Below are 20939 nucleotides of genomic sequence, written 5' to 3'. Positions count from 1 at the left end.
GATAGTCACCGATTGCTTCATTCAGCGCTTCTTTCAGAACCCACTTTTAGTGATTATTATTTTCTTTATATCCATTGAAAAACACACGCCAATAAGCTACTTTTCCATCAGTTCCAATGAATGGATCTATTGATGTAACTTGATAGATTCTTTTTGCAAGCGCAATAACTAAAGCGGTGTAATGTGTATAATGTCGTCCTAAAACTTTAGATAACTCTGTTGCGGTTGCAGACCCGCCGAACTCATACATTTGTTTTAACATTAGAAGATCTTTTTCTTTAACAATTGACCAATCTTTTAATAATTCAAGCCACTCCTCTTTAGTAAATACATCCTCATTTGCATAGTGATCTGGTATCAATTGTTCACTTATAGTTTTTTTATCCATCAGCGTGACTCCTCTCTAACGAATTTAAACAGTGTCATGTCTAAGACGTTATATATATTCAATAGATACCCTTTTCTTGTCCAAGTATAAACTAGCACAATCATTTAATGCATCATTAATACCCTAACATTATAAAAGAGGGTATTAAACACATAGAAAATTCTCTTATTACTTCTTACTGGTCTCCTAAATGCCTGGTTATAAAAATCATTTATTATTCTAAAATCCCATTAACTGTCGAAAAATTCTTTCGAGTATGAATAATCTGCGATAAGATTAGATTTGCTTCATGATTAGGCAAAAAAGAGTGAGGAGAATTTACATACAAAAATTGGTTTACTTCCACGCCTCATTCTTAATATGACAAAATCTTCTGTATAATGAGCTTGCGTACCTAACGGTACGACATTATTACAGTTGGTTTTTTTGATGGTGACAGAAGCAGATGGTAGCTTTCGTCGCTTAATCAAAAAGTATAAAGGGATTGATTTATTGATTATTGATGAATTGCCCTTAGCCTGAAAGATAGTATGACAAGTTAGGCGAAGCGCTCGTTGCGGATGCCATACTTGATCGAATTGTCTATAATTCATATAACATCATTATTGATGGCGAAATCTCTATACGTGAACGATACGGATTGAAAAGAAGTTACTAAAATGTTAAAACACGACACTGGCCACCGACCGGCTCTTTTGTCCGCAATATTCAAGATAACAATCGTCAACTTCTTCGTGCCATTTTTAATAATGGTATAGTCTTTATTTTCAACGTGACAGCAATCACAGTGCGTCGGGGTATACGTTAGTGCGCCTTCCATAAATGTGCAGGTATGGCCATTCTTTGTGCCCGCGCGGTCACAATCCTCTTCAAAAATAATCTTTTCATCTTGAATATCAAAGGTGATTCTAATAGTGTGAGATATAGAGACGTGAGTCCCCTCCTAAGGATTAGTTTTAGTCGACTTCAATTCTACAGGGAAGCCCACTTATTTTCTACATTTAACCAGAAGAAAGGTGCTAGTGAGTTATTTTAGTGAGCAATCTCTGCCACACTAAAAACCCCTTCACCAACACCAAATATTATACAAGCATAAGAATCCCCTAAAAATATGACTGACTTACAACCAAATTTCAGGGATATAGATGCACTTTATTTCTTTTTAGTTATGAACTATTCTTGATGATTTACATATTTTTTTCTGTAAATAAGAGCCAAAACAAAGCCACTCACCATAAGCATCATACCTATTAACATATTCGTAAACATTATTGATGCGGTATTTGGCAATTCTGATTCATTAATCGTCTTATCTGTGTCAGAGTCATTCATATAATCTTCATCATCAGTTGTATCAGTATTTGTCTGGTCGTCACTACTATTTGTATTGCTCAGTTCTTGATCATCATCGTTGAATTGATTATCCTCATTTTTATCCTCATCTATAGGTATTTCTCCTTCTAAATCATTAGAATTACCATTATCTTGGTCTGGTTTATCCTCCGGATCAGGATTAGTTTCTGATTGCATTTCAACTTCGAACAATGTGAATGTACTAAATTTGTCGATAGTAAACTGGAAACCTATAGGATTACCTTGGTCATAAATAATTTGACCTGCTTGAATGTTTATTGTTCCATCACTATGCTCAATATAAACACGAAGATTGTTTAAGTTAGTTAGTGACGCATAAAATTCATCCAATGGCAATGTCACGGTTGTTTGATAACCTGAGTAATTTGTTTCAATCTCTTTAGGTGTTCCAACGATTTTAGCTTGAGCATCTGGAGAAAATGATTGGATAAACTCTTGGTACAGGATATCTGCTTCCATTCTAGTTTGAATAGCTTTTTTAGATTCAACATCGCGAACAGGAACAATACGGAAGAATAAATCAAGCACACTTTCGTTTAATCGTATTAATTCTTCCTCATTTATTTGAATAATTGCTTGATCTGTTTTAACTTCTAAATTGCCCGTCATTTTTTTAAGGGCGCTATTTGTGATTTCAATAGCTAACTCATCTGCCAAGTTAGTCAAATCATCTGATAAATAGACAGAAAAAAGATTAGGGGTATCCAGTCCAACTAAATCATCATTAATTATGATCTTATCAATTTTGTTAATGAGTTCATCTTTATTATTATATACTAATACGTTGGATTAAATCATGTGCCTGTTGGCTTGTATTCATTTGTACATCCGCTGGACGTCTCTCGACCTCATAGACTTTATTATCTATTTGATCGCTTTTCACAATGAGTAAGAATGTCTTCTGGATTGACTGTCCTGCTTTTAAAATTGTTGCTGTTAATATGACGGACTCATCATCTTCTTGTCGATTGGTAGAAGCTATACTGCCGTCAATTGAAATAACATTTGTTTTACTTGAAACCCAATTAATGGTTGTGTTGTTGATTCCCTCTGTTAGCATTAAGAATTCTAATGTGACACTTTCCCATGTATCATCCTCACTAAAAGTAAAGGCTTTTGAAATCGTTAAATCATTTGCAGCCTCTTGAAGCTGCTTTTTAATCTCTTCATCTGATAAATCCTCATACACCGCTTGAATTTGCACATCGTTTGCCGGCATGACAAACGTTGTTTGACTCTTTAAAGGATCAGTCACATTCACTTTACTTGTGAATGTATTCCACCTCACGAATTTTTGTACGGCATTAGGAGTGTTTGCTTCAATCATCACTGTTTCTCCGGCTCGGTATTCGCCGCTTCCCGTTCCACTTGTGATTGTCACTTCATACGTCGGAATCGCTTCGTATATTGCCGTTATCTCTACTGTTTCTCCCGGCATGACAAAGCTTGTTTCTACTTCTGTTGCGTCAGCTAGAGTGACATCTCCACTCGTTACTTCCCAACCTTTGAACTGTTTGCCCTCGGGAGCTGTGGCTGCTTCAATCGTCACTGTTTCTCCGGCTTGATATTCGCCGCTTCCCGTTCCACTTGTGATTGTCACTTCATACGTCGGAATCGCTTCGTATATTGCCGTTATCTCTACTGTTTCTCCCGGCATGACAAAGTTTGTTTCTACTTCTGTTGCGTCAGCCAGAGTGACATTTCCACTCGTTACTTCCCAACCTTTGAACTGTTTGCCCTCGGGAGCTGTGGCTGCTTCAATCGTCACTATTTCTCCAGCTTGATATTCGCCACTTCCTATTCCATTGTTCACTTTCGCGTAATGGCTGCTATTATCTGCAATCAAGACTTCGATATATGCTCTGTCACTTTCCACACCATTTTCTCTAACTGCATAATAATAGCGCTTCTCATGCGTATTCATCTCTGCAGGAACCGTAAATGATGTACCAGTATCTATCGGCATCATAGCCGTTTCATTCTCATAAAAATAATACACACTTCCAAGTGCTGGTGTTACGATATATTCTTGATCGATATCTTTTGTAATAGAAATCGGACTTGGAGCGGCAGGTTTTGATATAGTTAATTCTGCTGTATCATCTGCGAAAGTTGTGATAACTGTACCTTCATTATGACCAACTAGCAAATCACCAAATTCAACAAAGTAGCCTGTAGCATCCCAAGTTGCACTACCTGTCGGATTATTTGGCCGGTCATTCCACCAAAAGTCTGTTTCTTGTCGACTGACACGTTTTAAACTAGGATCACTAAGTGTGGAAAGAACGACTTCTTTTTTATTTGCAGGAATACTTGTTCCCGAAACACTTTCTTCACTTGGTCCAATTTGCGTATTCGGTTCGCGATCATCATCAGATGATACAACGGACCTTTCACCCCAATTAAAGTAAGATAGTCGTGACTGTTGATCTAATTCATCAATCGTAAAGACAATATTATTACTTGTATCCCTTGTACCTGTACTCGTATAAAACTTCGTCCCAATTTCTGGCCCGTTCATCCAGTACCAGCCATCCGTTGTTTGGTTTGTATCAAAACCATCATAATATAAAAGCTTGCCATCTGTTCCGCCTGACGCATTCACCTTCTCAGACGTTGGTTTTAGTATCGCACCACCTAGCCAACCAACTTGTCCACCAGATAAAGAATTAACAAAGACATCTTCATCTTTACTCATAATGGTAGCCAAGTAACCTGTACGCCCCATATATTCCATATTTTTTGCTTGTTGATAAGCTTCTGTCCATGATACCTTTTCCGTCACGTACTGATAATAATGTTCTGTATCAATACTATAATACGTATCATATTGAATATCTTCTGACGTCACAACAACTTGAACCGATTGTTCACTACTGCCTAACTCGTAACTGACATTTCTTAAATAGTCCTGTACGTCACTTGTCGTCACACTATCAGATAGATTAATTCGTTTTGTGTAGTCATTGCTTGCGGAACTAGTTGATACAGTAAAACCTGAAGATGAGGATGGTAAGATAATTTTATCACCTAAAGTAACCGATTGATTAAAACTGATTAAGATTGATTTAATACCCGATCCTGTAACAGCTAAATCTTCAAATGAAAATTGACGATCTTGATTTGTTTTTTCATTTAACTTGATTGATAATTGCTCTGGTATAACATCTACAGTAATCTGGGCACGTTCACTTTGCACACCATTTTCAATCAACGTATAGTTATAGACTTTACCATCTTCATTCATACTCGCATCAATAATAAAGTCTGTTCCCGAACTAATTGGCTTAACATCTGTTGAATTTTCGTAAAAGACATAGTTCTTCCCTGCCTCAGGTGTAACCGTAATAGGTTGACCTTCCGCTTTTTCTACATTTATATTTGCAGGTGCATCTGGTTTAGGAGCTTGTGTATATTGTCCATTTTCTGTAATACCTGTTGACGTGTATACACTATCAAAGAATACACTTAATAACTCATGTTTAGAGTAAGAGCCGCCTGTTGCTGATGAAAAACCAACAAACACGTCTTGTGTATCACCAAAGATTTCTTGCAGACTAATATTATAATCAAGATCCGCTACTGATGGCTTAGGTGTCTTTCCTTCATTATCTTTTGCAAAATAAACTTTCATATTATCACCAGAATAATCTACCCACACCGAATAAAAGTTAGTATCTTGATCAATAGTAGGAAGATTTTTAGCGGCTAAATGCGTTTGATAGTCCCCATTTTTCATAATCGCAATCTGACTACCGTTGCATCCGCCGTATTTTTATACGTATCAATTTCTACTACCACACTTGGCGTAATCCCGCTATAGCCAATCCCTTCTCCTTCAGCCCCGGCCGTATTACTATTACTCTGTATCACAAAAGCAATGCCATCGGCGCCGGCATAATCAGAATCAGAGATATTTACTGTATACTTTGCGTTAAAAGATAGATCGTTACTTAAACGAATACTATCCTTAAAATAAGCAAATCCTTTTTTACCCCCTTCAGCAGGTGTTAATTGAATGCGATTCGATGCTAAAGTAGCATCATACCCAATATTCCAATACTGTGCATCAAATGTGTTAGTTACTCCTATTGTATTATCGCCTTGAGCGATTGTAATGGGCTCTGTCGATGCTGCTTCCACTTGATTAGCTGGCATTGGTACGATCGATAATAAGAGCGCTACTACCATCCATAAGCTAATCCATTTTTCCCATTGTTGTCTTTGTTTCTTCTTCATAAAATCCCTCCGTTTTGTTATAAAATACACCTATGTTACTATTTTTTCGGAAATATTCACCCACTATTATAGCTCTTAACACTTAACATAGACTTAACATAACGAAAGGTATAGGAAGTATCGATCTTATAAAAAAAAGCATGCTCGATAATTAATCGGCATACTTATCTTTCATATTTGTTAAAATTCGTTGATACATATCATTTAACTCTTTGATTTGTTCATGTTCTTGATCCTGGGTATAAACCGTTACTAAGTATTTAGTAAATCGTTTTAATTCTTGACCCTGTTTATTTTTCTCATACAATCGAAGTAGGCGCTCTTTTGCGACATCGTTGTAAGGATCTTCAAAAATTACTTTTTCAAAGTAATTTATTGCTTCTTCTTCTTTTTTGTTTTCAATCAAAACTCGCAATATCGATGAGCCTCTTAAGATAGCTGTTTTTTAAATAGACTTGTTCATTCTGAGCCCAACTATACTCCAAGTTCTGCATATAATCACCCTTAACTAAAGATAGCGCGTCAATAGCATGATCTAGATTATCAGAGTGAATCGTTGGGTAGTGATTAATGTGATCAAGCCATCGATCAACATCTACAGTGGCTGTTTTTCCCAACAGCATTTGATAAGCCTCATCTTGAAATTCTATCGACAAATCGAGATTGAACGTGTTAATAATTTGTCGCAGACGATAGATGGTCATATGGAGTTGTGTTGAAGCTTTTTTATCTGATAAATCCGACCAAATATAATCAATGATATCAAATTTAGACATCGCTCTATGACGGGAGTGGAGTAATAATAAAAATAACTCTTTCACTCTGCCTTTTCGCCATTTAAAATCAATCGGCTGACCGCTCGATTCAATCGATACTTTTCCCAACAAATGTATAGATTGTGTTGAAGATAGGGTTATTTGTTCATTAACTTTTTCTTGCAAACGCCTCTCTATTCGTAATAACGTCTGATCCATTCTTTGTAAACGTACAGGTTTCAACAAATAATCTAGCGCATGCAATTCAAACGCTTCTACTGCATACTCTTGAAAAGCGGTCACAAATACTATTTCAAGATTCGGCTGAATATCCTTCATTTTATTCGCAACAACTAAACCATCCATCTCAGGCATTTCAATATCAATAAAGATTACGTCTACTATGTTGTCCTCCATCCACTTCAACGCATCAGTCGGTGATAAAAATGAGGTCATAGAAACAGACTTAATTACTTCACTTTTATTTAATAAATATTTCATATGTTCTATAGCCATACGTTCGTCATCTAATAGTAATAACTTCATTGTATCACCCTTTCTGGTTCGGTATATGAATGATAATAGTCGTTCCTTTACCTACTTCACTCTGAATCTCCATACCATATCCAAATAGTTGTTGCATACGCATTTGAACATTCATTAGCCCAATTCCATTACTGGCTGTTTGATTACTGGATAAAATGAGCGCTACTGTTTCTTTTGACATGCCTACACCATTATCTTTCACTTTAAGTATATGTCCCTCACCTGTGCAGTTAATTGATAATGAGACCACACCCCCTGCTTTTTTCTTATTAACACCGTGACGTATCGCATTTTCTACAAGGGGTTGTATTAATAATGGTGGAACCATAAAGTCAACTTGCTCAGGTATGTTAATAAACATAGACAGACGCTCTTCAAACCTCGCTTTTTCGATTATAACGTAAGACTCTATTAATTCTATTTCTTCATGGATACTAATCCACTTTTCTTTGTTATAGAAATCAAATTTAGCGCGTAAATAATCACTTAATGATAACACCAATTCATAAGCTTTGTCTTGGTTCGTAAGAATAATTGATGAGATAACATTTAACGCATTAAAAAGGAAGTGCGGTTTAATTTGTGCTTGTAAAAAAGCTATTTCATTCTCTTTGACTAAATTAGTTTTCTCGGTCACAACTTCTAATGTTTCAAGCAATTCATTCGAAAGTTCTTCGCTTTTTTTATAATACAAGGTATAGCGATAAATGAGTAAAGCTGCAAGTGAGATACTGAAAACCGCCATATTAAAAAACGCAATAGACATATTAGAAGTAATCCCCGTGCTATATAAAAGAACATCCACCCAAAACAGAAAAACACTAAAGATTGCAACACTTAATAAGCTGTGTTCAGTTAAATCATTATTCTTATCTCTACTTTTAAAGAGCAGTACTACAAGTCTTAACCAAATCAATAAAAAGAGGGCTACGGCAAAACACATATAAAAAGTTAACGTGCTCAAATATATCTCAAGTGGAAATATTAATACAAACAGAATGAAAATACTAAACATCGAAGTAAGGAACCATGTTAGGCGCTTACTTAAAAACTTATCATTGATACGATAGACAGTATGTAATACAAAAATCACAGTCAGCGCATTCAGTAAATGTCCGATTCTAAAAGTAGCGGTTAGTGTAAGATCAGGAAAGATAATCGTTAAGATGCGCTCGCTGTACATACTCGCCATAACTCCGAAACATAAACAGCTCAAAGCCAACATTAACGTAGCTGGTTCCATCATGCGATAATACTTACTTGTAAAAAATAATATAGTATAAAAAATGCCAACGATAAACACAACTAAGATTATCGCAAATTCAAACGTTATCGATTGATATTGGTGAGTTAACAGCGGTTGCTGTAAACCAAATAACAGTGGCTTTGATATGCCGCCTACAATATATTCATGGTTTGACACATGAATAATAATCTCAACTGTATCGCTCGTCAGCTCAAAGTACATCATTTCAGGATTATTGCCGGGAACACTCTCAGATAGCGTAGTCGAAACTCGACCATCTTCTAAATATTTCTTCCCATTAATAAAAATTGCACTCGCATTCCGGATATTTGATTTTTTGAGTCCAAAAAACATGTCATTTGGTATATCTTCAATCACCATACGATATGTTGCAAATCCTTTATTTTGATAATGATTCCCTTCAATATCTGTATACCAACTCCCAGGTACATTCATAAAAACTGGTGTTTTATCACTTGGAAAGTCTTTTGGAAATAATATCTCTTCCCAGAAAAACTCCCATTCACCGTTCAATTCAATCATCCCACTATTTCGAAAATCTGTCCCCTCTAGTGACAATTGACCTTCATTCACTATATTCGGTTGATGTAATACGCTATAGTAGATAAATCCTAATGAAATTAAGATAACAATAAACACACAGACATAAATATATTTTTTTTCGCTCCAATATGCAACGACTCTTTTCTAATAGTTTTAACAAGCCAAAAATCAAATAAGCACCATTCTATACCTTTGTGAATTTTCATTGAAGAGAACTCTTCAAGACTCTACTGAAGACCTGATAGGCGGCCCAATAGCTATTCTATTAAATATTGTCTTTTTCTGTGTTCCATCAATAGATAAAATTTGAATGCCCTTCACGTTTTTTTCTAGTATATCAATATCTTAATATGTTGGATGACTTTATCATAACATAAAGTGATAATTCAAAATAAGCACTAGAAACTAATTGTACATAGACATCATTAGCCAGCAATCGTTGACTCAAGGCACGGGTTATTGACATATATTTATTGCGCGAAATTATATATTCCTGTATCAGCATTTGAATTTTTATCTAAATAAGTCTACCTGCTTCATTGAAAAATCAGCAGGCAGGCTTTACTTTATCACTATTCATTTAAATAAATGCAGACAGTTGCTGCGGATGTTTATCGAGCACGATCTGATCGGTACTGATACCTTCTTCAAGCAAAATATCAATGTTTTGTTTAAGAAAGTCATCGCTACCGACAATATAAAAGAGACCCTCTTTATTTTCTGTAAGATTATTCACTTCTTCGTAGTATCTTGACGACGACCAACAAACTGCGCCTTAAATTGTTTATCCACTGCCGTTTTAAACACATCCGTAAATAAATATTGTTTTGATGACTCAATATTAAGCGAGTGAAGATGAGTAATATTATCAGTACACTTCAGATAGTCAAGTACAAGCGGTCTGAAAGTAGCAAGACCTACACCAGATGACAGTAAATAAATCGGTTTATTTTCTCTTTTAAGCGTAACGTTAGAACCTGTCTTAAATAAGGCCACCTCATCTCCAACTTTCAGATGTCCTAAAATCGATTTATATTCAGAGCATTGTTCTTTGATACGTGTTGTAATACCGATAGAACCTTCATATGGTAACGTCGAAATAGACATATGACGAACAAGACTTCGATTAGGCTTATCTCCTGCGTTAAAGCCCTTCATAGCTAAATGTGTATGAGCGCCTTCTTCCCATTCAAAGTCTTTCGGGCAATCTAGTAAATACGTATTTACTTCAGATGCCTCTTCTTTAATTTTATTTATCTTAGTCCAATAGATTTGCATGCCTCATTCTCCTTCATCTGTTTACGTGTTGTTACTATTTAACATACTACAAATGAGAATTATTCTCAATAGAAAATCTCTCGTTTTTAAATGTTTATCTTTAAATCGTATCGAAACATGATAAAGAAGCTCTATTAGCTCAATAACTTCATAGGAACTATTTAAAAAGACTAGAAGGTCCTTTGATATCACAAAGAACCTTCTAATCTTTTATTTAATGCTTGTTAGTCAGGCATCCTATTTAACGATAATCAGTAATTAGTAAAATTAATTACCTGAAATCATCAAACCAAATTGAGCCAGTAATGCACTCGCTAAGTACGTTCCCATAAAGACAAAGACCGCGACAATCGCAACCTTCCATGACGTTTTTCTTAAGTCAACTAACCGGTCCGCAACAGAAATACCCGCAAAAGTAAGAATCGGTGTCGTAATAGATAAAAAGTCAACCGCTTGAATGGCTGTGACAAAAAAGTCAAAGATTAAGCACATCACAAGTGACGTAATCGACACCCAGCCTAAGATAGGAAAACTACGCAACACAGGGATATCCGCTTTTTTAATCACATCAGTAATCATAATACCAATCATCGAAAATAGCCATAACGTTAATAGACCCATGATCGCCATGCCGTCAATTGGTGCGCCTCCACCATACTTAAGTAGCTTAATCCCTTGCGTTAAAAGAATGAGCGAAATACTTAAAAGTAGAATAAGACCATATTTAACATATTGATTCAGTCCTGTTGTTTTTGTCATGCTTCATCACCTCGCACTAATAATTTATACATGAACTTCTGTAATGGTACAGCTAAAAAGATCATCGTAAAGGTACCTAAGAAACTCGTTAAAAGCTGACTAGCCGCAGCATAAGATAGAATCGTTTCTTCCATCTCAGGTAAACGAGCAACTAGTGTTGAAGATGCCCCTGTCATCATACTACTTGAACCAACACCTGATGCCATTGCTAGCGCTTCTGGACGAAAGCCTAAATCGAGTAAGATGGGTGCAAACACGCTAAAGAAGAGGGCACCAAACAGTGTACCAATAATATAGAGTGACAGCACGCCTCGCCCTTCTTTTGATTCAAGGGTGTATTTTTCAGAAATATAGGCAAGTTCACCTTCACGACCAATACCGAGTGTCGCCCCGATCGCTTCTCGGCGTAAACCAAGCAAAACAGCAATCGGTAGTCCAATAAGGACCGTTCCTAAGTTACCTAAATCTTGAATAATAAACACCCAACCGACTTGAAGAATGTCTTTTATTCGCGGGGCAACGTCAGCACCGTATCTTGCCATAAGTGGCAGCATAATGAAGATCAAATATTGACTCGCAAACCCAATGTTTGCTTTACTGTATACTTTCTTCATGATACCCTTTCTAAAAACACTCATCCCTAATACCATTGTTAATAAAATTGCAAAGACAAGTGGCAACAACGTAATGGTAATGGAGCCAATGGTGATACTTTGAAAACCAATCCACTCCGCTGCAAAAATAATGACTACCGCAAAGATAATTAAAAAGCCAAAATCACGCTTCATACTCATTCTCCCCCTTAAATCTCTCTCATATTTTTTCTATTTTGCGAGTGTGTCTAACACCTTTAAATAGTCTTGATAACTTTTTTTATACAATTTATCTTGATCTATTTGACCGACCATTTCTTTAAGAACACTTTGTAGAAATGAAGGAAAAACAGTATAAATAAATTCTGGGTCAACATCAATAAAATCATCACCGTGAATCGTACCCGTGAACCCACTGTAACCTATTTGAATACATGGCATCATATAAGATAAATCCCCGATATCACCCGCTGCGCTAATGGCTTGGTTATTAAGCATCGACTTGATGCGCTCATCTTTGTTGAATGCTGAGGCGACAAAAGTTGAGAGGTAGCGACTTTGTTGGAACGGTAAATAACCCATTTGTGTTTCAACATCGACTTCTCCCATTAAAGCTTGTGCTGAACCGGTAGCCGCTTGGTCTAAGCGAATGGCGACCTCCTGCATGTAGTCAACAGATTGCGTACGTAAATCTGTTCCAACGGTAATATGATTAGGAATGACATTGGTCGACATATCTGACTGCATCACAATCGGATTTATTCGCACCATTTGTTTCTCATCTAACTGTTGTCTTGATAAGCCAATGGCTGTATTAAAGAGTGTTGACATGCTGTAAGCATTAACAGAAGAAAACGGATCAAAGCCAGCGTGTGAGGCTTTACCTTTAAAATGATATTTCTTATAAAGGAACCCAGCTAAATCACAGTTAATTTCAATCGTACGTTCATCGAACTCTCCACCAATCGCATGAACACAGATACCAAGATCAATATCATCAAACACACCTAACTTCATCGCTTCTGGTTTACCACCATAATGTGTGATGATCCCTTCTTTTACTAATTGTTCCCGGTAAGGTAAATCAAGATATTCTTCCGCTGGAACAAAAATAAAGGACAGTTGAAAATCAAACGCTTCGTAAGCTTTCGTTGCATATAGCTGTTCGTATAAGGCTAGCGCAATCGCCACTTGTGTATAATGCCCACAATTATGTGCCGCCCCGTTCGTAGGATCTGCTTTAAAATGTGACGGAGCATATACCGCGTCTAATTCAGCAATAAAAGCGATATGTACTGGCTTCTTCTCACCTAGCGTTGTTTTAAAGCCTGTTGTACTGAATTCTTCGATCTGAATTTCCGGATGAACATTTTTTAAATACTCAACAATCGTCTGTTTTGTCTTTGTTTCTTTATAACCCAATTCTGGATTTGCATAAATCTGGTCTGCGAGTGTTTTTATTTTCTCGTACTGTTCATTAATAGTCATATGTCCTCCTTCTTGTCATATCCGAATGTTAAAACTAATAGTACTAGTTATACCATCGTTCGTTATTTGACGTCAATACATTTAAGAAAACTTTTTCGTTTATTCAGTTGAATAATTTTACACACATGTGTACCCACTTCATAAAAACCTTATAAACACAGCATTTTAAGCATATATATATTCATTACCCTATCCACCCACTCTATTTTACCAATGATTACAAAAAAATAATGAATTTTCAGTAAAAACACAATAAACGAACATTATTATTAATATGAGTTTATTTATTCGTTTATATAACTTTAATTGTCAATTTTATTTTGTCAAATAATGTGTTGTTTTTATATATTCACTTCTAATATTCTTTTTTAATACCTATATCTTAAAAGAGCATGGATTTGTCTTTCGATCCATGCTCTTGTTAGTGCCCTATTTTTTGTTCGTTCTTCACTTCTATAATGAAATACTATTCCATGAGGGACCGTTTCAAGTTCGCGATTCCAATCATCTACAGCATAAGTTTTCTTAACTAGCTGTTTAGATCATTAACCTCTTACAACAAGAGGCGAAAGTGGTATTACTTCCACACATACACATGTCGCTGTCTTTTGGTAAAGGATAACCCGCCTTAATAAGCGTCTTCAATTTATCTTGTTTAATTTTATCAGCTAATAGCTTCATTCGGTTGTGCGCATAACGATAAATTCGTTTATAACTATGACAGAAATACGTTTTACTTTGTTCGTTTTCACTAGCGCTATTACGTCTATTTCTCGGACAACCACCCTGACATAGCTTTAGAAACTCACAAGATTTGCATGTCTCGGGTAAATCTTTCTTTTGATTAACAAATGCGTCTAATTTGGGGTTCATCGCAATATCTTCGAAGGAATCGACAGTGATATTTCCAAGTCGATAAGCTTCATCCATATAAAAATCACAAGGATAAGCATCACCATTTTGTTCGAAAACAAGGGCTTTAGGACACGTTTCTTGATGAATACAATGTTCAGCCGTTTGATTTAAATATCCCGTCAACATATTATCAAAGAAGCGAACAGACGTGACTGGTTGCCCATCATGATACCAATGATCAAAAGCTTCACAGAGAAAGCTCCCATATTCTTCTGGTGTAATCGCAAATACACCCGGTTGCTCTACTTGTTGTGCTTTAAAATCCATACAAGGAATAAATTGAACATACGGAAAGTTTTCTTGCTGGTAGAAGTTCATTAAATCTTTAGCACGATGCACATTCGTTTCGTGTATGACCGTCAAAATATTAAATTCAACACGATGGTTACGAAGGTGTTCAATACCTCGCATGACTAAATCAAAGCTCGGTTTTCCTGTACGTGTGACGCGTCTTTGATCGTTTATTTCTTTCGGACCATCTAAGCTTACCCCGACAAAAAAACCATGTTGACTAAAGAATTGCGCCCAATATTTATTAATTAATGTGCCGTTCGTTTGAATAGAATTACTGGCGCGTTTAAATTTTGTACTGTACTTCTTTTGATAATAAACCACTTTTTCAAAGAAATCTAACCCGGCAAGTAATGGTTCTCCTCCTTGCCAAATAAAAGATACAAGTCCTTGAGACATCTCCATATATTCTTTAATGAATTTTTCGAGTGTTTGCTCCTCAATTTGATTGAATTTTCCAGGACGGCCATTACATGTACTATAGTAGCAATAATCACAGGCTAAGTTACAAGCTTCTGATACCGTTTTCCACATCACACTAGAAATTTTAGGTTTGATTTTAACCGCTGGTTGATTAGACATGTCTGTCACCTCCTTAAATATTGTAACTAAGCATTCATGGCACATCGAAAGCCCATATTACCAGATGAACTATCTGGCGTGTTAGAGCTTCGTGCTGCAACCCGATAACGATTGCAGTATGATTCATGACATAAATACGATCCACCTCTTATGGCTCTTGGTTGATGATCTTGTGTGATGGATGTAGCTATTGAATGATCAAAAAAGTTATCACACCACTCCCACGTGTTTCCTACCATACTAAACATACCGAAATCATTTGAAGGGAAAGCATCAACAGGACACGTACTGTTATATCCGTCATCTTGAGTGTTTTCAATCGGAAAATCTCCTTGCCAAATGTTACATAGATGTTTACCGTTTGGTGTTAATTCATCTCCCCAAGGGTAACGTTTTTGGACAAGCCCCCCTCTTGCGGCATATTCCCATTCCGCTTCAGTTAATAGTCTTTTCCCTGACCATGTACAATAGGCGGTAGCGTCATTCCATGAAATATGAACAGCGGGGTGATTTAAACGATCTTGGATGGAAGAATCCGGTCCTTCAGGATGCGCCCAATCTGCTCCTTCTACCACCCGCCACCACGGGGTATGGGCGGGTCTTTGTGTGACAGATTTAGCTGTTTCTTCCGATAAAAGGTTGTAAAAAACAAAGGACCATCCGTATCGTTCTGCGTCTGTTAGGTAGTTCGTATCCTCTATAAACTCAAGAAATTGTTGATTCGTAACTGGAGTTGGATCAATATAGAAAGACTCAACATTAACGGCTCTTATAGGACCTTCTTGATCGCCTTTATTGGCATCACTATCCTCCGTTCCCATTAAAAATGTTCCACCAGTTAATTTAACCATTCCTTCTTGATGATGCTGTCCAGGTTTAATCAAGTTGGAGGTTTTCATGTTTTCATCCGTATTTTGATCGCAATTTATTCGATTACTATGACAACAACTCATGTAATTCACCCTCTTTCTTAATTATATGGCTTGTACAACATTATAAATATTGATAGCAATAATCAATATAATTGTTGCGTTGAAAATTAACTCAACTCGTCTACTATCCCAATGTAAGGATAAATAATTCCCTATAAAACCTCCAACGACTCCGCCGATAACCATGACCGGGAGCATATTTAAGTCATATTCAACGAGACTGCCCTCTGTAAATATAAGTATGATAGCGGCGAGTTGCGAGAAAAATATAATGAAAATAGAATTAAGACGCGCTTGCTTTGTATCCATGGAGAACAATAAACTTAAAACAGCAATATTTAATGGCCCTCCCCCAATGCCGATAAATGCGGAGACAACGCCCAATATAAGACCAATCATTAAAATGATCCCAGCGTTTTTGAGGTGATATGTTTTATAGAAATGACGATATTTCATTAATAATAATATGATGATTAAAATGCCGATAAGCAGTGCTGACTGAACTAATCCAATCATATGATTAATTGGTTCATATTTCAAACTACTATTAAATAAGCTTTTCCCTATGCCACCACCTATAATAGAACCGATAGCAAGAGTAAAGCTTTGTTTTTTTTGAAGTTGAACATCGAGTTTTCTTGATCCGAAAAGCGAGACGACAGCCATAGTAAAAACGGTGATTGCTGATAATGCCCCTATTGACTTCAAATTAAAATCACCGAGTAAGTCAAGCATAGGCTTGATAATGACTCCTCCACCTAGCCCTGCTGCAGCTCCTAATGCGGTGGAAATTAACCCTACGAAAAAATATACAACATACATAACCGGTTCTCCCTTAAATTTAAAGAATTTATACCTCTCACTCATCGTATATAACGATATACTTTATGCTTTAGCTGTCATTAGAGTAAGGGGGAATGACATCCCCCCAAGTGGTCTACTTAATTTATATCAATAATATTTTGGTCAAGAACAGCAACCGTTTCACCAGGGTTATGAACGGTGCATTTCTCTCCATTGCTAAACACCACAATGACATCAATTGAAGGTACTTCCGGTTTAATTGTTTCAAAGTCGACTGTTAACAACGTTTCACCTTGCCTCACCTTTTGGTGCTGCTTAACATGAGCGGTAAAACCCCTTCCATTAAGCTTCACAGTATCAACCCCAACATGAATGAGTACTTCTAATCCATCCGTCGCTCTTAATCCAATCGCGTGCTTTGTATTATATACAAAAGTTACTTCCCCAGTGATGGGTGATTTAATAGAATGACTAGTAGGGTAGATGGCAAAGCCATCTCCAAGCACCTTACCAGCAAACATCTCATCATCAACATCTTCGATCTGTTTCAATATGCCAGAAACAGGACTTACAAATAGTGGTTTATTAAAGAATTTTTTAAACACGCGTTATTCCCCCACCTTTAGAAAATCATTTGGATCCTTAGAGCTCGGATTATAATTTTCACTTTTGTTAATTTTCCAGCCTTCTTCTAACTTAAAATGTCCATTTAGAATCGGGTCGTTCGTTTCTAATTGATGTTGTAATAGTTTTTGTCTTAATTCATCAGCTATTGATTGATATTTTACGTCCTCGATAAGATTATTTGTTTCACTTGGATCATACAGCAAATCGTAAAGCGCTTCTTCTGGCTTTTCTATTTGTTCTAGACCATTTGCTTGATAATAATCTTTACTTATTGAGTTATCAATATTTGTCCGGTTAATTTTCAAATACGATTTATCATAGAATTTAATGTATTTATAACGTTTCGTACGAACACTTCGCGCAGGTTCATAAGCTGTGTGGTAATTAATTTCAGAGAATATCTCTTCTCTTTCTGTCCCTTCTTTATCTTCAAAAAGATAAGCAAAGGACTCACCTTGTAAGTAATCCGGTTTATCGAGATTAAGTAGATCGCATAAGGTAGGGAAAACATCAACTTGTGAAACCAAACCTTCCACTTCCTCCCCATTCATGCGACTGCCAGGCACACGCATAATTAATGAAACACCGATACCCGCGTCGAAAAGATTACATTTATTGAACGGGAAAGAAATACCGTGATCGGTTGTAAAGATAATGATTGAATTATCATAGAATCCGGCTTCCTTAATGGCTTCGATAACAACCTTAAATGATTCATCTGCCCATGTCGCTGACTTTAGATATCCAGCATAATCTTCACGAATAGGATAGTCATCAGATAAAGGTGTCGGTGGCATAACATATTTTGGATCAATCTCTTCTTTATTCTCATGTCCTTCTTCCGGAAATTTTCTATGTGTTGAAAATAAACCAAAAGAAAGGAAGAAAGGTTTATCTTCTTGATAAGACTCTAACCACTCTTTAGTTTTCAAGGCATTTTCATAATCCCACTTAGCAAGTTCCTCTTCTGCTAAGCCAGTGTTATCAGCTGTAATATCTTGTTTATAACCAATAATTTTCGCCCCTGCTTCATGATCTATATAGCTTCCTGCTTCATGTTGGATCCCGCAAAGCACTGTATTATACGCTCGTTTGTTTAAATAGTTTACTAAATGTTGGTTATAATCATGGAGTTTAAATCCACGCTGCGATAATCCATACATCCCATTACTATGAGGATACATACCTGTTAGTAGTCCTGAACGACTTGGTGAACACGTGGGTCCAACACAATAGGCTTCTCTAAATATCGTCGCATCTTTTGTGAATGCTTTAAGTGATTGCGTCGGGACATCGTAGCCATACGGACTTAATATCCTCCCGCTATCATGCGTGTGAATATAAATTATATGATGCTTCATGACTTCATCACCTCCTGAAGAAAGATTAACTACTCTGCCTTTAGTTCGTTATTTAATTCACTATCAATAACAATTTTAATGTCTGAATGTTTCTTCAAAATTGATGCGGGGAAATCCTCTGAAACTTTCCCATTCAATAGTCTTTGAATCGCATCAGCTTTTTGTTTTCCGAATGCTACTAAAATAATCTTTTTAGCCTGTCTAATAGTTTTTAAACCCATCGATAGTGCGTGTGATGGTAATTTCTTCTCTTCTACTAGCAATGGCGTGTTTGCTTCAATTGTTGAAGGAGCTAATTTAGTTATATGTGTATGTGTATCGAATGCGGTACCTGGCTCATTAAAACCGATATGCCCATTAGTTCCAATCCCCAACAATTGCAGATCAATTCCGCCCGATTCTTCTATTAGCTTTTCATAGTTTTCGCACTCGTTATTCAAATCTTCTGCACAACCATTTGGTATGTGGCTATTTTCTTTTGGACAATCAATATGATTAAAGAGTTTTTCATGCATATAGAAGTGATAACTATCAGGGCTTTCAGGATGCAATCCTATATACTCATCTAAATTGAATGTTGTGATGTTTTTAAAACTCACTTTATTTTCTCGATATCGTTTAATTAAATCATTGTATATGCCTTTAGGAGTTTCTCCTGTTGCTAATCCTAAGGTCAAAAAGGCATACTTATTGACCTCTTGAACAATCAAACCAGCCACATAGGCATTTGCTTCATTTTTAGTATTGAAAACAATTAAATCCATTACAAATCCCCCTAAAACTAATCAACAGACTGGGATGAACCAGTCTGTTGCCTTATTTATTTAGATGTTTCCCTTCTTCTTAATCCAAATGACTGAAAGGATAAATGGTACTAAACCAGCGATGAGATTCACCATAACATAATGGAACATTGTTCCATCTAAATGAAGTAAAAATCCTGGTATAACAGCGATACCCATTCCATCTCCAGCTAACCCCACAAGGAAGAATACATACCACCAAGAGCACTTCCAATTAAACCGAAGATAAACGGCCAGAAGTTAATTAAATTAACACCGAAAATAGCTGGCTCTGTAATACCAAACCACGCTGAAACAGCGGAAGAAATAGCTAACGCTTTCATCTTTTTACCTTTAGCAAAGATAGCAAAAGCTGTTACTGCGCCGGCTTGACCCGCTACAGCAGCAGATCGAATTGGTTGATATAAATTTTCTCCCATTTGTTCTAAGAAATTGATATCTATAACCCAAAGAGCATGGTGTAAACCTGTAATAACCAACACTTGCTGCAAACCAGCAATTATGAAACCACCTATCCCTAATGGTAAAGTAAATAAGAAGCCGAATAAATCTGCAACACCTGTTTCAAGGATACGTGCAACAGGTCCTACCATGAATAAGCCAATAAATAGACCGATAGTCATAACGATAAATGGTGTTAGCACTAAATCTAATGCATCCGGAACAATTTTACGGATTTTTTTCTCAAGATACGCTACCACAAACGCGATACCAAGAACAGGCAATACAGAACCTTGATAACCTACGACTGTTGCCTCAAATCCAAACAAATCAACAAATAAAGGTTCTAAATTCCCGCGCCCTACCGCGCCTGCAGATGGCAAGAAATTGTGGACGAGCATTAATCCAATGATGAAACCAAATATTGGCGTGCCGCCGAATCGCTTCATTGCAGACCAACCTACAAGAGCTGGAAGAAAAGCGAACGGTGTATCAGTTAATATTTGTGAAAATCCAAACCAAAATGAACCTTCAGTTAACCAACCGAGATTAACCATAAACGATCTTAGCCCCATTAATATACCTGAAGCGATGATTACTGGAATAATAGGAATGAATATATCACCAAATACTCGCACAATTTTCTGAACCACTGTCATATCATCATACGCTTCATCTTTAACATTACCCGTGTCATCTACTAATTTTTCTGCTTCATTATAGACTTGATTAACTGTACCCGTTCCTAATATAATTTGAAATTGCCCAGCCTTATGAAGTACACCTTTCACTCCATCCATATCATCTATAGCAGCCTTATTAAAAAGTGAGTCATCCTTTAGCATCAGCCTTAATCGGGTAGCGCAATGTTCCATTGCTCGAATATTATCTTTTCCACCAACATTTTCAATAATATCTTGAGCCAATACTTTATAGTTTAAAGCCATTTGAAC

The 20939-nt window shown here is 36.5% G+C and carries 18 protein-coding genes and 1 pseudogene; all 19 read right to left on the bottom strand.

Annotated elements, in window-relative coordinates; translation table 11 throughout:
* Positions 1-46: 46 nt before the first annotated feature.
* Positions 47-388 (bottom strand): hypothetical protein, encoded by a 342-nt coding sequence (locus JCM19043_RS03860; protein WP_062320150.1) that lies wholly within the window; start codon positions 386-388, stop codon positions 47-49.
* A gap of 1173 nt (positions 389-1561) precedes the next feature.
* Complete coding sequence (locus JCM19043_RS03855; RefSeq protein WP_062320149.1) at positions 1562-2419, bottom strand: LPXTG cell wall anchor domain-containing protein; 858 nt, start codon at positions 2417-2419, stop codon at positions 1562-1564.
* A 112-nt stretch (positions 2420-2531) separates the two neighbouring features.
* Positions 2532-5501 carry an immunoglobulin-like domain-containing protein gene (locus tag JCM19043_RS03850; RefSeq protein ID WP_062320148.1) on the bottom strand — a complete coding sequence of 990 codons (2970 nt, stop codon included), beginning with the start codon at positions 5499-5501 and terminating at the stop codon, positions 2532-2534.
* Positions 5498-6001 (bottom strand): L-type lectin-domain containing protein, encoded by a 504-nt coding sequence (locus tag JCM19043_RS18050; RefSeq protein WP_062320146.1) that lies wholly within the window; start codon positions 5999-6001, stop codon positions 5498-5500. Before JCM19043_RS18050 ends, JCM19043_RS03850 begins: the two co-directional genes overlap by 4 nt.
* A 151-nt stretch (positions 6002-6152) precedes the next feature.
* Positions 6153-6407, bottom strand: a complete 255-nt coding sequence (locus JCM19043_RS03840) for a hypothetical protein (protein WP_062320144.1) — start codon at positions 6405-6407, stop codon at positions 6153-6155.
* Positions 6400-7302 (bottom strand): response regulator, encoded by a 903-nt coding sequence (locus JCM19043_RS03835; RefSeq protein ID WP_062320143.1) that lies wholly within the window; start codon positions 7300-7302, stop codon positions 6400-6402. Before JCM19043_RS03835 ends, JCM19043_RS03840 begins: the two co-directional genes overlap by 8 nt.
* A 4-nt stretch (positions 7303-7306) precedes the next feature.
* A complete protein-coding gene (locus tag JCM19043_RS03830; RefSeq protein WP_156321326.1) occupies positions 7307-9142 on the bottom strand; it encodes a sensor histidine kinase in 1836 nt (611 codons plus the stop codon).
* Positions 9143-9692: 550 nt separating this feature from the next.
* Positions 9693-10390: pseudogene (locus JCM19043_RS03825) on the bottom strand (dihydropteridine reductase).
* A 267-nt stretch (positions 10391-10657) separates the two neighbouring features.
* Complete coding sequence (locus tag JCM19043_RS03820) at positions 10658-11149, bottom strand: hypothetical protein (protein ID WP_062320139.1); 492 nt, start codon at positions 11147-11149, stop codon at positions 10658-10660.
* Complete coding sequence (locus JCM19043_RS03815; protein ID WP_062320137.1) at positions 11146-11937, bottom strand: DUF3100 domain-containing protein; 792 nt, start codon at positions 11935-11937, stop codon at positions 11146-11148. Before JCM19043_RS03815 ends, JCM19043_RS03820 begins: the two co-directional genes overlap by 4 nt.
* Before the next feature lie 36 nt (positions 11938-11973).
* Positions 11974-13230, bottom strand: a complete 1257-nt coding sequence (locus JCM19043_RS03810; protein ID WP_062320135.1) for a M20/M25/M40 family metallo-hydrolase — start codon at positions 13228-13230, stop codon at positions 11974-11976.
* Positions 13231-13767: 537 nt separating this feature from the next.
* Positions 13768-15018 carry an anaerobic sulfatase maturase gene (locus JCM19043_RS03805; protein WP_062320133.1) on the bottom strand — a complete coding sequence of 417 codons (1251 nt, stop codon included), beginning with the start codon at positions 15016-15018 and terminating at the stop codon, positions 13768-13770.
* 26 nt (positions 15019-15044) lie between these two features.
* Positions 15045-15917 (bottom strand): formylglycine-generating enzyme family protein, encoded by an 873-nt coding sequence (locus tag JCM19043_RS03800; protein ID WP_231631383.1) that lies wholly within the window; start codon positions 15915-15917, stop codon positions 15045-15047.
* Between the two features lie 75 nt (positions 15918-15992).
* Entirely contained in the window at positions 15993-16772 is a 780-nt protein-coding gene (locus JCM19043_RS03795; protein ID WP_062320129.1) for a sulfite exporter TauE/SafE family protein, read from the bottom strand.
* A gap of 119 nt (positions 16773-16891) precedes the next feature.
* Entirely contained in the window at positions 16892-17359 is a 468-nt protein-coding gene (locus JCM19043_RS03790; RefSeq protein WP_062320127.1) for a PTS glucose transporter subunit IIA, read from the bottom strand.
* A gap of 3 nt (positions 17360-17362) precedes the next feature.
* A complete protein-coding gene (locus tag JCM19043_RS03785; protein ID WP_062320125.1) occupies positions 17363-18742 on the bottom strand; it encodes a sulfatase in 1380 nt (459 codons plus the stop codon).
* Positions 18743-18771: 29 nt separating this feature from the next.
* Positions 18772-19506, bottom strand: coding sequence for a glucosamine-6-phosphate deaminase (nagB, locus tag JCM19043_RS03780; protein WP_062320123.1), 735 nt, complete (start codon positions 19504-19506; stop codon positions 18772-18774).
* Between the two features lie 60 nt (positions 19507-19566).
* Positions 19567-19725: a hypothetical protein gene (locus tag JCM19043_RS16720; RefSeq protein ID WP_197274730.1), complete on the bottom strand. Its 159-nt coding sequence runs from the start codon at positions 19723-19725 to the stop codon at positions 19567-19569.
* Positions 19716-20933 (bottom strand): PTS transporter subunit EIIC, encoded by a 1218-nt coding sequence (locus JCM19043_RS03775; RefSeq protein ID WP_062320121.1) that lies wholly within the window; start codon positions 20931-20933, stop codon positions 19716-19718. Before JCM19043_RS03775 ends, JCM19043_RS16720 begins: the two co-directional genes overlap by 10 nt.
* Positions 20934-20939 lie beyond the last annotated feature (6 nt).

The organism is Halolactibacillus sp. JCM 19043, assembly GCF_001310395.1.
In the GTDB taxonomy this organism is placed as follows: Bacteria; Bacillota; Bacilli; order Bacillales; family Amphibacillaceae; genus Halolactibacillus; species Halolactibacillus miurensis.
This window is presented reverse-complemented; position numbering and strand designations above follow the sequence as displayed.

Coding starts and splice junctions, on each gene's coding strand:
- JCM19043_RS03800 (WP_231631383.1), bottom strand. CDS start 15,917: ATGAAAACCTCCAACTTGATTAAACCTGGACAGCATCATCAAGAAGGA.
- JCM19043_RS03850 (WP_062320148.1), bottom strand. CDS start 5,501: ATGAAAAATGGGGACTATCAAACGCATTTAGCCGCTAAAAATCTTCCT.
- JCM19043_RS03820 (WP_062320139.1), bottom strand. CDS start 11,149: ATGACAAAAACAACAGGACTGAATCAATATGTTAAATATGGTCTTATT.
- JCM19043_RS03810 (WP_062320135.1), bottom strand. CDS start 13,230: ATGACTATTAATGAACAGTACGAGAAAATAAAAACACTCGCAGACCAG.
- JCM19043_RS03815 (WP_062320137.1), bottom strand. CDS start 11,937: ATGAAGCGTGATTTTGGCTTTTTAATTATCTTTGCGGTAGTCATTATT.
- JCM19043_RS03805 (WP_062320133.1), bottom strand. CDS start 15,018: ATGTCTAATCAACCAGCGGTTAAAATCAAACCTAAAATTTCTAGTGTG.
- JCM19043_RS03785 (WP_062320125.1), bottom strand. CDS start 18,742: ATGAAGCATCATATAATTTATATTCACACGCATGATAGCGGGAGGATA.
- JCM19043_RS03860 (WP_062320150.1), bottom strand. CDS start 388: ATGGATAAAAAAACTATAAGTGAACAATTGATACCAGATCACTATGCA.
- JCM19043_RS03775 (WP_062320121.1), bottom strand. CDS start 20,933: ATGGCTTTAAACTATAAAGTATTGGCTCAAGATATTATTGAAAATGTT.
- nagB (WP_062320123.1), bottom strand. CDS start 19,506: ATGGATTTAATTGTTTTCAATACTAAAAATGAAGCAAATGCCTATGTG.
- JCM19043_RS03835 (WP_062320143.1), bottom strand. CDS start 7,302: ATGAAGTTATTACTATTAGATGACGAACGTATGGCTATAGAACATATG.
- JCM19043_RS03795 (WP_062320129.1), bottom strand. CDS start 16,772: ATGTATGTTGTATATTTTTTCGTAGGGTTAATTTCCACCGCATTAGGA.
- JCM19043_RS18050 (WP_062320146.1), bottom strand. CDS start 6,001: ATGAAGAAGAAACAAAGACAACAATGGGAAAAATGGATTAGCTTATGG.